The following is a 13,374-nucleotide window of genomic DNA, read 5'->3' as shown; positions in this document are numbered from 1 at the left end:
CGGGCGGCGGTCCTGTTGGCTTGGCAGACACCTGTAGGAGCGGCCGTGTCAGGGTGCTCTGTTTACAGCGGCCGCCCCGGCTTTAACGGCGCGACCTGCTTCAAACGCTCGCTGGCCGGCACCGGGCGGCCGTACAAGTAACCCTGGAAGTTCGAGCAGCCCTCGGCCATCAGCCGCTGCATCTGCTCGGCCGACTCCACCCCTTCGGCGGTGGTCTTGATCATCAGGCTGTTCGATAGCTCGGTGATGGCGCGGATGATCGACATCGCCTCGCGGCTGTCGCACATGTCGTGGACGAACGACTTGTCGATCTTGATGCGGTCGAACGGGAACGATCGCAGGTAACCCAGCGACGAATACCCCGTGCCGAAATCATCCAGCGAAATCGACACCCCCAGGTCCTTCAACGCCCGCAGCGTGCGCACGTTTTCTTCGCTGTTGCCCAGCAGCACCGACTCGGTGATTTCCAGCTCCAGGCGGCTGGCCGGCAGCCCCGAGTCGGACAACGCCAGGGCCACGGTGTGCACCAGGCTTGCGTTCTTGAACTGCACCGGCGACAGGTTCACCGACACGGTCTGGTCGGTGCCCCAGCTGGCCGCTTCCTGGCAGGCCAGGTTCAGCGCGCGGGCACCGAGCTCGTGGATCAGCCCGGTTTCCTCGGCGATGGGGATGAAGTCCATCGGCATGATCATGCCGCGCCCCGGGTGCTGCCAGCGCATCAGCGCCTCGTAGCCGGTGACGCTGTTGCTCTGCGGGTCGATCACCGGCTGGTAGTGCAGCTGCAACTGGCCCAGGTGCAGCGCGGTGCGCAGGTCGGTCTCGACCAGGCGGCGCTGGCGCGCGGCGACATCCAGCTCGACGTGGAAGCACTCGAAGCGGTTGCGGCCATTGCGCTTGGCCTCGTACAGGGCCATGTCGGCGTAACCGAGCAACTGCTCGGCCTGCTCGTGATCGCCCGGGGCGATGGCAACGCCGATGCTCACCCCCACGGTGAACTGGTGGCCTTCGATACGAAACGGCGGGCACATCGCCTCGATCAGGCGCTTGGCGGTGTTGCGCGCGGCGTCGCGGCTGTCCAGGCCAACTAGCACCACGGCGAACTCGTCACCGCCCAGCCGGGCCAGGGTGTCGTGCTCGCGCAGCTCGCGGCGCAGGCGCTTGCCCAGGGCACGCAGCAGCTTGTCGCCGAAGGCATGGCCGAGGGTGTCGTTGATGTTCTTGAAGTTGTCCAGGTCCAGGCACAGCGCAGCGGTGAGCTTGTCGTTGTCTTCGCCGCGCAACAGCGCCTGCTTGAGGCGCTCGTGGAACAGCGTGCGGTTGGGCAGGCCGGTCAGCGCGTCGTGGTGGGCCATGTGGTGGATCTGCGCGTGGGCGGCCAGCTCCTCGGTGGCGTCTTCAGCGACGAACAGCACGTAGTCGGCCTGGCCCTCGCGGTTCTGGCAGAGCATGGCGCGGCTGCGCAGGGTGCGCGGGCCGATGGCGGTGTCCACCCTTGTCTCGGCGCCATAGCCCTTGGCGCTGCGCGCGCCGCGGGCCAGTTGCTGCTCGAGGTAGTCGGCGGCGGCCGGGGCCAGGCCCTGGCCTGGCAACTTGCCGATCATGCTGGCGCCCTGGCCGCCGAACAGCCGCTCGGCCTGCTGGTTGGCCAGCAGAATCTGCCGGGTTTGCAGGTCTTGCACGATCACGCTGGCGGGAATGTTGGCGATCACCGAGTCGAGGAACTGCGACAGGGCGGTCATCTCCTGGCTGTACTGCTCGGCCAGCTCCTTGGCTTTGAGCAGCTCTTGCTGCTGCTGGCGGCGCTCGGAAATGTCCCGGGTGATCTTGGCGAAACCGATCAACTGGCCGCTCTCTTCGTCGCGGATCGGCTCGATCACCACGCTGGTCCAGAAGTGCGAGCCGTCCTTGCGCTGGCGGATGCCTTCAGCTTGAAAGCGCCCCTCGACCCGCGCGGTGGCAAGGCTGAGCGCCGGCAGGCCGGCCTGACGGTCATCGTCGGTGTAGAACACCGAAAAATGCTGGCCGACGATTTCATCGGTGCGGTAGCCCTTGGCACGCTCGGCCCCGGCGTTCCAGTTCACCACATGGCCGTGGTTGTCGAGCATGTAGATGGCATAGTCACGCACACCCTGCACCAGCAGGCGGAAGTGCCGCTCCTGCTCGCGCTGGGCCAGTTGCGCGCGGTATTGCTCGGTGCAGTCGCGGGTGATCTTGGCAAAGCCCACCAGTTGCCCGGCGTCGTCGCGCACCGCCTCGATCACCACATGGGCGCGAAACTGCGAACCGTCCTTGCGCAGGCGCCAGCCGTGCTCCTCGAAACGCCCGTTGGCCAGGGCCTGCTCCAGGTTTTTGGCCGGCAACCCGGCGGCGCGCTCGTGCTCGGGGTAGAACAGCGAATAGTGCTGGCCGACGATCTCTTCGGCGCTATAGCCCTTGGCCCGCTGCGCCCCGGGGTTCCAGTTGGCGACGATACCTTCGGGGGTGAGCAGGTAGATGGCGTAGTCCGCCACGCTCTGGATCAACAGCCGGTACATCACATCGGGGCTTGCAGCTAGCGACATGGGGTTTACCTGAGCACGCGAAACGCACGAAAAGGAAAGCATCCGAACCCCCTGTGTCGGGCCGGCCCGGAACCGCGAAATACTGGCATTATGCCGTCTGATGAACGGTTTTTGTGCGCTCTGTCACGAATTTTCCATGCGCGAAGTCAATGCCGGGTGCCACCCACCATGAAATTGCGCAACTGCGGCTCATCGCCCAGGGCGATTTCTTCGACCGCCCGTGGCACCTTGGCCAGCAGCGCCTGGCAAAACGCCACGGCCGGCGCATCAGCGCCGTGGCAACGCAGCAACCAGTGGTGGTTGCCATCGCCGAGAAACTGCCCGGCCACGGCGCTGCCCACGCCTTGGCGGCGAAAGCGCTTGAGGATGAACAGGTCGGCCAGCTCCAGGGCGTCGATGCCCGGCAGCTCGCTGCGCTCGATCAGCACGAAGCCTGCAATGAAGTCATCGACCAGCACCAGGTAGGCGCCCCAGCCGGGCGACTGCCAGTAGCGCTGCAGGTGCGGCTCGTGGATATAGAACCGACCCTCCACATCGACGTCCTCCTGCTCGAGGTCCGAGCCTTCGTAGGCGTAGAACTGGTAGAGGTTGCGGATCAGGTCCGCCTGCTCGGGGGTGGTCTTGAGCAGTTCGATGGGGGCTGGCATGGCGGGCTCGGGCAAGTGGCGGGGGCGCGATTGTAGCGCTGCGGCTGCGCCCCACCAATGGGCAGCGGGTCAGGCGCCCGGCAACGCCGCGAGGGCGTCGATTTCGACCAGCATGCCGTCCAGCGCCAGGCGCGGTACCGGGATCAATGTGCAGGTCGGGGCCATGGCGCCGGCCCAGGCCTGGTTGGCCAGCGCAGTCCACTGCTGCAGGCGGGCCTGGCTGTGGTCGACGATCAGCAGGGTGAGCTTGTACACATCGGCAAGTTTTGCGCCCCGGGCCGCCAGCGCGGTTTGCAGGTTGGCCAGGGCCTGACGCGCCTGGGCCTCGAAATCGCCCGGCAGTTGCCCGCTGGCGTCTTCACCGCCCTGCCCGGCGATGGACAGCAAACGGCTGCCGGCGCGCACCTCGGCGACATGGGAATAGGCATTCGGGCTCGGGTCGTATAGCCCTTCGGGGTTGTACAGGGTGAAGGCGGCGGGTTGGGTCATGCGGGCGCTCCATCAGGTGAAAGAGCGCCGAGTATCAAACCTTGGGTTAACTCAAGGTCAAGGGCCGGGTCATTTTTCCTGCAGCACCGCCCGCCCCCTCACCGCCCGCGGCCCGCGCCAGGCCCAGAACAGCAGGCCGGGGAACGGTGCATAGACGACGAACACCACCCACAGCATCTTGCGCTCGGCGCGCCGGTCGCTGCCGATGATCTGCCAGATGGCGAAGATCTCCAGGGCGATGACCACCAGGGCGACGAAAAGCCAGATCGTTCCAATTTCCATGAGCACTCTCCCGTTGGCATGTACAGGGTTGGGCTGTGCTGCGGGGCAAGGGTTCAAACCGATTGCGTTGTGGCAGGTGCTCAACACACTCTCTGCAGGAGCGGCCTTGCGCCGCGAATGGGCCGCAACGCGGCCCCAGAATTTCGCCATCATGCAAGATTGCCGGGGCCCTGCTGCAATATTCTTCAATACCGCCCAACCGCGCCCGCAACACACTGCGGCTTTCCCTGCACAAGAAAGCCTCCAATGGATCAATTTCTGCTTATCGCCGCCGCGCACTTTCTGGCCCTGCTCTCCCCCGGCCCCGACTTCTTCCTGGTTGCCCGCACTTCGGCCAACGCCGGTTGGCGCGTGGCCAGCGGCGCCTGCCTGGGCATCGCCCTGGCCAACGGCGCGTTCATCTGTGCGGCGTTCACCGGGGTGTCGATCTTGCGTGACGGCAGCGCGCTGTTCATCGCCCTGCAACTGGCCGGCTGCGCCTACCTGCTGTACGTCGGCCAGTTGTTCTTGCGCCACGCCGGGCGCAACAGCCTCACCCAGGCCGGCGCAAGCACAACCGCCAGCGGCTGGCTGGCGAGCCTGGGCATGGGCTTCGCCTCGGGCGTGCTAAACCCGAAAAACGCGCTGTTTTACGCCAGCCTGGCCAGCCTGGTGGCCGCCAGCCCCGCCTGGTTGAAGCTGCTGTACGGCTGCTGGATGTTCACCGCAGTGCTGGCCTGGGACCTGCTGGTGGCGCTGGCCATCGGCAACCAGCGGGTGTTGCGCCGCTTCGGCCAGGTGCTGCCCTGGCTCGAGCGGGCATCCGGGGTGCTGTTGATGCTGCTGGCCGGCGGCATGCTCATGCGCCTGGCGCTGGGCTGAGCACCTGCAAGGTCGCGAGGTCGAGCAGGCTGAAGCAGCCGCTGCTCCAGCCGCCGGTGTCCAGGTGCCAGACGTTACCCAGCACCTTCACCGCCAGCACCGGGGTATGCCCCACCAGCACGGCGCGCACACCCTCCACCGGCGCGGTGTCGCCTTCTTTCAGGCGCCGCCGCGACCATTGGCAAATCTCCCTCGCGGCCGGGTCGTCGTCATACAGCAGGCTATCGCGCAGTTGCTCCCAACTGCTGAACGGGCTGTCGGCGTGCAGCAGGCCCACCGGCCCATCAGGTGTGGCCACCTCCAGTGCGATGGGCATGTTCAAGAAAGCTTCGACGAAAGGCTCTTGCTGGTCAGCAGGCAGGTCGAGAAACCAACTGCCCCCAGCCGCCCGGTACATGGCAAGGTCCACCCGGCCACCGCACAGGTGGCTGATGGCGAGCGACTCGTGGTTGCCCTGCACCGCGTGGAACCACGGCTGGGCCAGCCAGTGCAGGGCCTCGGGGCTGTGTGGCCCGCGGTCGACCAGGTCGCCCACGCTGAACAGGCGGTCGACGGCCGGGTCGAACCCGACGCTGTCCAGGCACGCCTGCAAGCGCCGGAAGTGCCCGTGAATATCCCCCACGGCCAGGTCGCGGCCTTGGGTGTTGGCGGCTACGCGCCGATAGCGGCTCATTGCATGGTTCCTCTGCGGCGGCCCCGGCAGTACTGCACACACCTGTACGGTACTGATGATGCAGGCATTCGACAGCATGGCACAGGGTACCTCCGGCGCACACACCGAGCAGCGCTTGCCGGGCTCAATTGCGCAGGCGGCGCAGGGCGATGGGCGCAATCAGCCGGTGGAACGGCGCCACCGGCAGCATGTACAACCGCCCCAGCAGGTTGTGGGTGCGCACCACGGTGCTGACCAGCACCTGGCACTGGCCGTCGGGCCCCACCCTACGCAGCAGCGCAATATGCACGTCCAGGTGGCGGTCGCAGTCAGCCAGCAGCACTTCCTGCTCGGTGTTGGCCAGCAAGGTGAAGATGCCCACCCGCTCGCCGGGCTGATAGCTGGCCGGTGCACGGGCCGGGTCGATGGCGGTGAGGCGGCCCAGGTCCTTGAGCCCCAGCCGGCTTACCAGACGGTTGCGCAGCACCATCAGGTTATCGATCCAGCCCGGCATGGCGCCCATCAAGCGCAGAAAATAGCCCATGGCGGGCTGGGCGCAGCTGTCCAGGTTGATCGCCCGGCAGTGGCGAAAGCCGGCCTGGGCTGCGTGGGGGGCGATCAGCGAATCGGCGGGAATGGCCGTGGTGTAGGTCATTGCGGTCTCCATCCATGGAATCGGTGGGTTGCTGCTGGTGAAGGCGAAGGCTGCGATTGTATCCTCCACCCACATACCCGCACCAAGGACGGAATACCGTGAAGCTCTGCGCCGTACAACTGGCCTCGCGCAAAGGCGACCTGGCCGGCAACCTGCACCGCCACCTGCAAGCCATCGAACAGGCCGCCGCCCTGGGCGCCGAGCTGGTGGTATTCCCCGAATTGTCCCTGAGCGGCTACGAGCCCACGCTGGCCCGGCAACTGGCCACCCCGGCCGATGCAACGCTGCTGGCGCCTTTGCAGGCGGCATGCGACCGGCTCGGTGTCCTGGCGGCCATCGGCCTGCCCCTGCCGGCGGTGGGCGGCGTGCGCATCGGCATGCTGGTGCTGCGCCCGGGCTTGCCCGCACTGATCTACGCCAAGCAACGCTTGCACGCGGATGAATTCGACTACTTCATACCCGGCGACAAGTCGCTGGTGTTCAGCGCAGGCGAACTGCAACTGGCCCCGGCGATTTGCTACGAATCGATGTTCATCGAGCACGCCGCACGCGCCCGGGCACAAGGTGCGCAGCTGTACCTGGTAAGCGTGGTCAAGACCGCCAAAGGCATCGGTGAAGGCTACGAACACTACCCCGAGGTGGCGCGGCAACTGCAAATGCCGGTGCTGATGAGCAACAGCGTGGGCCCGGCCGACAACTTCGTCAGCGCCGGCCAGTCGGCAGCCTGGGATGCCAGCGGCCAGTTGCTGGCCAGCCTGAGCGAACAACACGAAGGCCTGCTGCTGCTCGATACCACCGGCAACAGCGCCCAGGCCCACCCGCTGGTGTTCACGCCATGAAGTACCTGCTGGTGGCCCTGGCCAGCTACGCCGGGGTGTATTACCTGGTGGGGCTGCTGATTCGCGGGCAGTTGGCCGACGTCGCCGAGGGCCTGCGCCATCGCCCCGACGCGCCGCCACCGGGCCAGTACCTGCGCGAAGTGCAAAGCCATGCCCGGCGTACTCACCTGCGCTACAGCCTGTTTGCCGGCACGCTGCTGGCTGCGCTGCTGATGCTGCTGTGCGCCTGGTTGGGCTGAGCGGTTCAGAGGTCCAGCGCCAGGCTTTGCCGCCCCTCCAGCGCCAGCAAGTACTGCTTGGCCGGCAAGCCGCCGGCAAAGCCGGTGAGGCTGCCCGATGTGCCGATCACCCGATGGCACGGGGCGATGATCGAGATCGGGTTGCGCCCGTTGGCCGCGCCCACCGCGCGCACCGCGTCCGGGTTGCCGATTAGCCGGGCGATATCGCTGTAGCTGCGGGTTTCGCCGAAGGGGATGGTCAGCAGCGCCGCCCACACCTGGCGTTGGAACTCGGTGCCGGCAAAATCCAGTACCAGTTCGAACTGGCGGCGCTCGCCGGCGAAGTACTCGCCCAGTTGCCGGGCGGTGTCGCGCAAGGTCGGGTGCTGATCATCACGCTGCAGCTCCCCCAGGCGCACGCGGTTCTCCCGCTCATGCTCCCACAGCACGGCAGCCAGGCTGTCGCCGCGCGCCACCAGGGTGAGAACACCGACCGGCGATTGCATCAGGGTGAAGGCGCAGGCCATGGCAGGCTCCGTTACAGGTGAAGAGGAACGCACTGTACCCACCCTGCCCGGCCACCGCATCCGCTTTCTTGCTCAAGCATCGCGCCAACGGGCCAGGAGGCGCTGGGCATTCTCGTCGCAGTCCATGCCCGCAGGCTTGCCCTCGATGCCGGCGATCAGTTCCAGCAGGTGCAGGCGGTTCTGCGCCAGGCGTTGCTGCAAGGTTTCGATTTCCACCACCTTGGCCTTGAGGCTGGCCAGCAGGCGGTCGTGCCGCGGGCTGCCTGCGGCGCGGTCCTGGCTCAGCTCGCGCATTTCATCAAGGCTGAAGCCGGCCTGCTGGCCGCAGGTAATGATTTCCAGGCGCTGCACCGCCTCTTCGGGGTAGTCGCGGTAGCCATTGCCCAGGCGGCGGGCCTCGATCAACCCGCTGGCTTCGTAGAAGCGGATGCGCGAAGCACTCAAACCCGTGCGTCGGGCCAGTTCACCGATTTTCATCTTGTTTGCTCAACCTCTATTGACCTTAAGGTTTACTTTAACCTTAGCCTTCTACGCATCCCAGCCGCGCATTCACCTTGCCGACGCGTGGCACCCGATACGGAGAACCCCATGCACACCTTCCAGCCCCTGCAATTGCCCAACGGTAGCCAGATCCCCAACCGCATCGCCAAGGCGGCGATGGAGGAGAACCTGGCCAACCCCGACCAGACCCCCTCCGATGAACTGCTGCGCCTGTACCAGGCCTGGGCCGACGGCGGCGCCGGCCTGCTGCTGACCGGCAACGTGATGATCGACCCGCGGGCGATGACCGGCCCTGGCGGGGTGATGCTCGATGACAGCCAGCCGTTGCAGCGCTTTGCGCAATGGGCACGCATCGGCCGCAGCCGCGGCGCGCAGTTCTGGATGCAGATCAACCATCCGGGCCGGCAGATGCAGGCCAGCCTTGGCCAGCCCACGGTGGCGCCGTCGGCGGTGGCCCTGAACATGGCCGGGCTGTCGAAGCTGTTCGCCGCACCCCGGGCACTGACCGAGGACGAAATCGCCGGGATCATCCAGCGCTTCGCCCGCACTGCCGCACTGGCCGAGCAGGCCGGCTTCAGCGGCGTGCAGGTGCATGCGGCCCACGGCTACCTGCTCAGCCAGTTTCTCTCACCGCTGAGCAACCAGCGCCAGGACCGCTGGGGCGGCAGCCTGGCAAACCGCTCGCGCCTGCTGCTGGAGGTGGTCAAGGCGGTACGCGGCGCCGTGTCGCCGGGGTTCAGCGTGGCGGTGAAGCTCAACTCGGCAGACTTTCAGCGCGGCGGCTTCGAGCCGGCCGACGCCCGCCAGGTGGTGCTGTGGCTGAACGAGCTGGCGGTAGACCTCGTGGAGCTGAGCGGCGGCAGCTACGAGGCACCGGCCATGCAGGGCGAGGCACGCGATGGCCGCACCCTGGCCCGGGAAGCCTACTTTCTGGAGTTCGCCCAGGACGTCGCCACCCTCGCGCGCATGCCGGTGATGGTCACCGGCGGCATCCGCCGCTTGCCGGTGGTGGAGCAAGTGCTGGCAAACGGCGTGGCCATGGCCGGCATCGCCACGGCGCTGGCGGTCGACCCCGCCCTGCCCCGGCGCTGGCAGCAAGGTGATGCCGACGCCAGTGCTGAGTTGCCGCCGATTCGCTGGAAGCGCAAGGCATTCGCTGCGCTGGCGTACATGGCGTTGGTAAAGTTGCAGATGCGTCGGTTGGCTGCAGGCGCGCAGCCCAAGCCCGGCGCGTCGCCACTGCGGGCGCTGGTGCTGGAGCAATGCAGCGCGCTGCGCCGTACCCGCCGTTACAAGCAGATGATGGCGAAAAAGCCGCTATAGGCTGCCAATGCGTCCACCTGGCTTGCCAGCGATGAGGCCGGCCCTGCAACCGCAGGCACTTGTGCCGGCCTCATCGCCGGCAAGCCGGCTCCTGCAGAGCACGCGCCATCCTTCAGGTCCTTGAGCACATCAACGCCGCATCCAGCAACCGCCCGTGGTCATACCAGGCGTCGCGCTGATAGGCCATGTACCGGCTGCCCGACAGCTGCACCAAACCATCGGCCTTGTTCGGGTCGGTACTGGTCACGAGCAGCTCCGGGCCATACTGGCCCTGCACCCTGTAGGTCTGGGCGCTGGCAGGCAACTCACCCTTCACGCACCCCAGGTACGCGTCCGGGCTTTTGGCTGTGGTGCCATAGGTATTGTCATGCCCCGCACGAATGTCCGGGTCGTGGGCGCAGCCGGCCAGCAGGCCGACGGCAATGGCCAGCAGGGCCGGTTTGATCAGGCGATACATACGAGCCTCCGAGCCCCCATCAGAAAACCTGCACGGTGAACGCTACGGACAACCCTTTTTAGTAGTGTGCTTACGGTTTACCAGCTTAGCCCCGAACCCGCTCCACTGTGGCACCATGCTGGCACCTGGCCGGACGAGCGGCCTGATGCAAGGACCTGCGGCTATCCGCTGGTCAGCCCGGCAGACGGCACGCCCTGAACAGGCGCTTAATGATGGGTGCGCTAATCGTCGCGCGCCGGTGAGGTATACCGCCATGAAACGCCTGCACAAACTCACCCAGCAGCGGCGTCGGCAGTTGCATGTGCATATGCCGCCCAGCGGGTTGACCTTGCCCGCGTACGAAGCACGCCCCACCCAGCCTTTGCTGCTCCCGCCCCGGCCAGTCGACAAAGCGGCGCAATGCCCGGCCAACGACCCGGTAAGCCTTGCCAGGCAGCAGGTGCATTCGCTGCTTTAAGTCTTGCTGCCTGTCTGAAAACCAGCGCGCGCCCTGTAGGAGATCACCCAGCCCTTCGGGCTGGTCTGTGTGGGAAGCGGCCTTGTGTCGCGATGGGCTGCGCAGCAGCCCCGGCAATATTGCATCAGGCCGGAGCCAGGGAAGGTGTGGAGAGATTGGATATATGATGCGTATTCAAGCATTCTAAACATCCGTCCCCACGTACTTTGGCGACAACCTATGAGCAAGCCTGTTTTTCCCCAACCCTTTGTAACGATTGGCTGCTCCCAATGTCGTGATCTTGCGAGCTTGGGTTTCGAAATTACAATGGCCTTCCAGCCTATAATTCATGTTCCTTCAGGCAGGCCATTTGCTTACGAGGCACTCGTTCGCGGTATAAACGGTGAGGGCGCTGCGGACATCCTGGCAAAAGTATCGCCCGATAATCTGTACCGCTTTGATCAGGCCTGTCGCGTGAAGGCCATCGAGCAAGCTGCTGCTCTTGGGCTGGGACGGCAAACAGACTGTAAATTGAGCATCAATTTTCTGCCCAACGCCGTCTACCGTGCCAGCACCTGTATCCGAGCTACCCTAGAGGCCACGCGGACATTCGACTTCCCCGCCAATCGGCTCATGTTTGAAGTGACCGAGGGCGAGCGGATCGAAGATACCGAGCACCTGAAAGCAATCTTCAAGGAGTACGAGCGGCAGGGCTTCACCACTGCAATAGATGACTTCGGTTCGGGTTATTCAGGGCTGAATCTCCTTGCGGAATTTCAACCAGACGTACTCAAGCTGGATATGGCACTCACTCGGAGAATCAGCCAGGACTCGGTTCGCCAAGCCATCGTCGCAGGTATCGTCCTGGTAGCAGAGCGGCTGGGTATTACACTCATCGCAGAGGGAATTGAGACTGAGGCAGAGTGCCGCGCATTGGGGGCGCTGGGGATTGATTTGATGCAAGGATATTTCTTCGCACGCCCACAGATAAACAGCTTGCCCCTGATCGAACGGCTTGCTTAATTTTGAGCTTCTAGCGAAGCCCTTATTCTGGCTATGGATGCAACGCAATGCACTGCGCCGGATAGCGCGTTCTTCGATCTACTACCCTCCCCACCGAAGGCAATCGCGTGGATGGTTGGTAGTGCCTCTGATTAATCAGGAGGGGCCGACCAAGGTGCGTAGGCGGTCGGCCCGCCCGTAGTGGCGAAGCTCAGCTGTTCTGGCTTTGCACGTACTGCTCAACCATAACCTTCCCTTCAAGAATCGCTTCAGTCGACGAGGCAAATGGTCGACTGACACGTAAAGTTCGAGCCGTTGCGCCTGGTCTGCCTACTTCAACCAGCATTCCAGTAGGGAACTCAACGCTGGACTCCCACAACACGTAAATGGATGCCTCGTAACCAAGGTAGGAATGCACGTAAAGATCATGACTGGTGGGCTGAAGACTCATAACTCTCTCCAAATGAGCGCGTCAAATGCGCGTCTGATGGGCATACGACTGATGTCTTCTCATGAGCGTTCCGTTTCCGAGTATCACTATCTGGAAAGACGCAAACCTGAGGGACCAGTACCGCCGAAGGCCTGAACCTGTTCCTGGCCCCGCCTCAGTACGGCAACTCGTGGCGCGTTTTTGCCCGTTACCAAGCCACTGCCACCGACCACACAAAGCGCTTCAACCCACAGGAGGACTGGGCGCTGTGAGGAAAACCGTTCACGTAAAGAGGACAATTCGCTGGGGGCTTGAGTAGCGCAAGAAGGCCAAACATTACCCTCCCCCAGGCCCGGCCGATGGCGACTCTTCGACGCATGGCGTCCAAATCCGCCATCCAGCAAGCCCTTTTGTGCTCCAGCCAAGCAAAGGCAGGCTGTGGTTCAACGCACCAAGTGATACACTGCGCCCCTTCAAATCAGCGCCCAAGCCGCTGAACCGCCATGAACGCCGTCAGTACGCCAACCGCCATACCCGCGCAACCCTGAGCCAGATGCCTTGGATGAACCCTGTGTTCATCGCGAGCCTGCTCGGCCACTGCGTCGAGATGTCGCCCTGTGCCTAACGCGAAATGGATCAGCGCCTCCTCGGACACAAAGGCGCTCAAGAAGCTGCCGCCCCGCGTCGCATTGGTCCACAACCGGCCCGATGCTGACGAGAAGGCCTACATACACCTCTGGAACCCCCGCAGGACAAGCACTTGATTTCTACCGCCAACATCACCATGCGCTACGCAATGGGGTTTGGCGGGTGGGGATGTGTTGATTTTGCTGGGCGAAATCCCCCTCGCCTACCCACCGAAACGCAATGATTGGTACGCGGATTGGTCCGGGGCCTCTTTGCGAAGCGCTATGCCGATCAGGCATACCGTTGCTTTAGTTCGCTGATATGATGGCACTTGGCCCGATAGGATCAGGTGCGTCTCCATGGATAGAAAGGATTTGCCGCGCCGAGCGGTACTGCTGTTTGCCGTCACCCTCGCAAGTGGCTTAGCTTTCGCCCGCGGAGGCGGAAGAGGCGGCGGCCGTAGCGGTGGCCGCTGGCGAAGCAGCCGAGGTGGTCGAGGTGGTTCCGGAGGATTAACATTCTTCGCGTTTGTCGCTATTGCGGTGGGTGGCTGGTGGTTACTTGCAAAGGTGTTTGCCAGTAGATCCCCAACCGGACAGCCGGTCGGCTTCCAACCGCCTCCAGCGACTGGCTCTGCTGCACAAACTGCAGGCGGAACGGATATCAATACCATGCCACCACGTGAAGACTGGGAGCGTTTGGGGTTATGTCCGTCGTGCGGCAGTCCGATGCGAAATCGGGTAGCGAAACGAGGCCGCTATGCTGGAAAGTCGTTCATGGGCTGCTCTACATACCCTAAATGCTTAGGAACGCGCAGCATCGCTCGCATAAGCCGTCCTTTACCCCGTTGAGCATTCTTACGCTATC

The 13,374-nt window shown here is 64.5% G+C and carries 18 protein-coding genes; 8 read left to right on the top strand and 10 right to left on the bottom strand.

What is annotated here, in order from left to right; all coding sequences use genetic code 11:
• Positions 1-62: 62 nt before the first annotated feature.
• From KSS93_RS15600 to KSS93_RS15580, 4 genes are all read right to left on the bottom strand, one after another.
• Complete coding sequence (locus KSS93_RS15600; RefSeq protein WP_225917196.1) at positions 63-2,561, bottom strand: sensor domain-containing protein; 2,499 nt, start codon at positions 2,559-2,561, stop codon at positions 63-65.
• 146 nt (positions 2,562-2,707) lie between these two features.
• Positions 2,708-3,208 carry a GNAT family N-acetyltransferase gene (locus KSS93_RS15590; protein ID WP_217884886.1) on the bottom strand — a complete coding sequence of 167 codons (501 nt, stop codon included), beginning with the start codon at positions 3,206-3,208 and terminating at the stop codon, positions 2,708-2,710.
• A 69-nt stretch (positions 3,209-3,277) separates the two neighbouring features.
• A complete protein-coding gene (locus KSS93_RS15585; RefSeq protein WP_217884885.1) occupies positions 3,278-3,697 on the bottom strand; it encodes a RidA family protein in 420 nt (139 codons plus the stop codon).
• A 69-nt stretch (positions 3,698-3,766) separates the two neighbouring features.
• Entirely contained in the window at positions 3,767-3,979 is a 213-nt protein-coding gene (locus KSS93_RS15580; protein ID WP_217884884.1) for a PLDc N-terminal domain-containing protein, read from the bottom strand.
• Positions 3,980-4,225: 246 nt separating this feature from the next.
• On the opposite strand from KSS93_RS15580, the gene KSS93_RS15575 reads away from it, so the two are divergent.
• A complete protein-coding gene (locus tag KSS93_RS15575; RefSeq protein ID WP_217884883.1) occupies positions 4,226-4,840 on the top strand; it encodes a LysE family translocator in 615 nt (204 codons plus the stop codon).
• On the opposite strand, the gene KSS93_RS15570 is transcribed toward KSS93_RS15575, so the two are convergent.
• Together KSS93_RS15570 and KSS93_RS15565 are read right to left on the bottom strand one after the other, a co-directional pair.
• A complete protein-coding gene (locus KSS93_RS15570; RefSeq protein WP_217884882.1) occupies positions 4,818-5,513 on the bottom strand; it encodes a metallophosphoesterase in 696 nt (231 codons plus the stop codon). The genes KSS93_RS15575 and KSS93_RS15570 overlap by 23 nt on opposite strands.
• Before the next feature lie 124 nt (positions 5,514-5,637).
• Positions 5,638-6,147: a DUF2867 domain-containing protein gene (locus KSS93_RS15565; RefSeq protein ID WP_225917195.1), complete on the bottom strand. Its 510-nt coding sequence runs from the start codon at positions 6,145-6,147 to the stop codon at positions 5,638-5,640.
• A 98-nt stretch (positions 6,148-6,245) separates the two neighbouring features.
• Here KSS93_RS15565 and KSS93_RS15560 point away from each other — a divergent pair, with 98 nt between their 5' ends.
• Positions 6,246-6,986, top strand: a complete 741-nt coding sequence (locus KSS93_RS15560; protein ID WP_217884880.1) for a carbon-nitrogen hydrolase family protein — start codon at positions 6,246-6,248, stop codon at positions 6,984-6,986.
• Positions 6,983-7,225, top strand: coding sequence for a hypothetical protein (locus KSS93_RS15555; RefSeq protein WP_217884879.1), 243 nt, complete (start codon positions 6,983-6,985; stop codon positions 7,223-7,225). Before KSS93_RS15560 ends, KSS93_RS15555 begins: the two co-directional genes overlap by 4 nt.
• A 5-nt stretch (positions 7,226-7,230) precedes the next feature.
• On the opposite strand, the gene KSS93_RS15550 is transcribed toward KSS93_RS15555, so the two are convergent.
• Both KSS93_RS15550 and KSS93_RS15545 read right to left on the bottom strand, forming a co-directional pair.
• Positions 7,231-7,731: a methylated-DNA--[protein]-cysteine S-methyltransferase gene (locus KSS93_RS15550; protein WP_217884878.1), complete on the bottom strand. Its 501-nt coding sequence runs from the start codon at positions 7,729-7,731 to the stop codon at positions 7,231-7,233.
• A gap of 72 nt (positions 7,732-7,803) precedes the next feature.
• Positions 7,804-8,208 (bottom strand): MerR family transcriptional regulator, encoded by a 405-nt coding sequence (locus tag KSS93_RS15545; protein WP_217884877.1) that lies wholly within the window; start codon positions 8,206-8,208, stop codon positions 7,804-7,806.
• Positions 8,209-8,319: 111 nt separating this feature from the next.
• Here KSS93_RS15545 and KSS93_RS15540 point away from each other — a divergent pair, with 111 nt between their 5' ends.
• Positions 8,320-9,555 (top strand): NADH:flavin oxidoreductase/NADH oxidase family protein, encoded by a 1,236-nt coding sequence (locus KSS93_RS15540; protein WP_217884876.1) that lies wholly within the window; start codon positions 8,320-8,322, stop codon positions 9,553-9,555.
• Between the two features lie 112 nt (positions 9,556-9,667).
• Here the strand turns inward: KSS93_RS15540 and KSS93_RS15535 are convergent, their stop codons facing one another.
• Positions 9,668-10,012 carry a hypothetical protein gene (locus KSS93_RS15535; RefSeq protein WP_217884875.1) on the bottom strand — a complete coding sequence of 115 codons (345 nt, stop codon included), beginning with the start codon at positions 10,010-10,012 and terminating at the stop codon, positions 9,668-9,670.
• 253 nt (positions 10,013-10,265) lie between these two features.
• Here KSS93_RS15535 and KSS93_RS15530 point away from each other — a divergent pair, with 253 nt between their 5' ends.
• On the top strand, positions 10,266-10,469 hold the full coding sequence (locus KSS93_RS15530) for a hypothetical protein (RefSeq protein WP_217884874.1): 204 nt from the start codon (positions 10,266-10,268) through the stop codon (positions 10,467-10,469).
• A 219-nt stretch (positions 10,470-10,688) separates the two neighbouring features.
• Positions 10,689-11,471: an EAL domain-containing protein gene (locus tag KSS93_RS15525; RefSeq protein ID WP_217884873.1), complete on the top strand. Its 783-nt coding sequence runs from the start codon at positions 10,689-10,691 to the stop codon at positions 11,469-11,471.
• A 190-nt stretch (positions 11,472-11,661) separates the two neighbouring features.
• Here KSS93_RS15525 and KSS93_RS26825 read toward each other — a convergent pair whose 3' ends face one another.
• Positions 11,662-11,901 carry a hypothetical protein gene (locus tag KSS93_RS26825; protein ID WP_367616798.1) on the bottom strand — a complete coding sequence of 80 codons (240 nt, stop codon included), beginning with the start codon at positions 11,899-11,901 and terminating at the stop codon, positions 11,662-11,664.
• A gap of 131 nt (positions 11,902-12,032) precedes the next feature.
• Between KSS93_RS26825 and KSS93_RS15520 the strand changes: the two genes are divergently transcribed.
• A complete protein-coding gene (locus KSS93_RS15520; protein WP_437182126.1) occupies positions 12,033-12,152 on the top strand; it encodes a phage protein NinX family protein in 120 nt (39 codons plus the stop codon).
• Between the two features lie 714 nt (positions 12,153-12,866).
• Positions 12,867-13,358 (top strand): topoisomerase DNA-binding C4 zinc finger domain-containing protein, encoded by a 492-nt coding sequence (locus KSS93_RS26820; RefSeq protein ID WP_217884872.1) that lies wholly within the window; start codon positions 12,867-12,869, stop codon positions 13,356-13,358.
• Positions 13,359-13,374: the final 16 nt, after the last annotated feature.

The organism is Pseudomonas xanthosomatis, from assembly GCF_019139835.1.
In the GTDB taxonomy this organism is placed as follows: Bacteria; Pseudomonadota; Gammaproteobacteria; order Pseudomonadales; family Pseudomonadaceae; genus Aquipseudomonas; species Aquipseudomonas fakonensis.
Note: the sequence above shows the minus strand (reverse complement) of the source record. Positions and strands in the feature narration are given on the sequence as shown.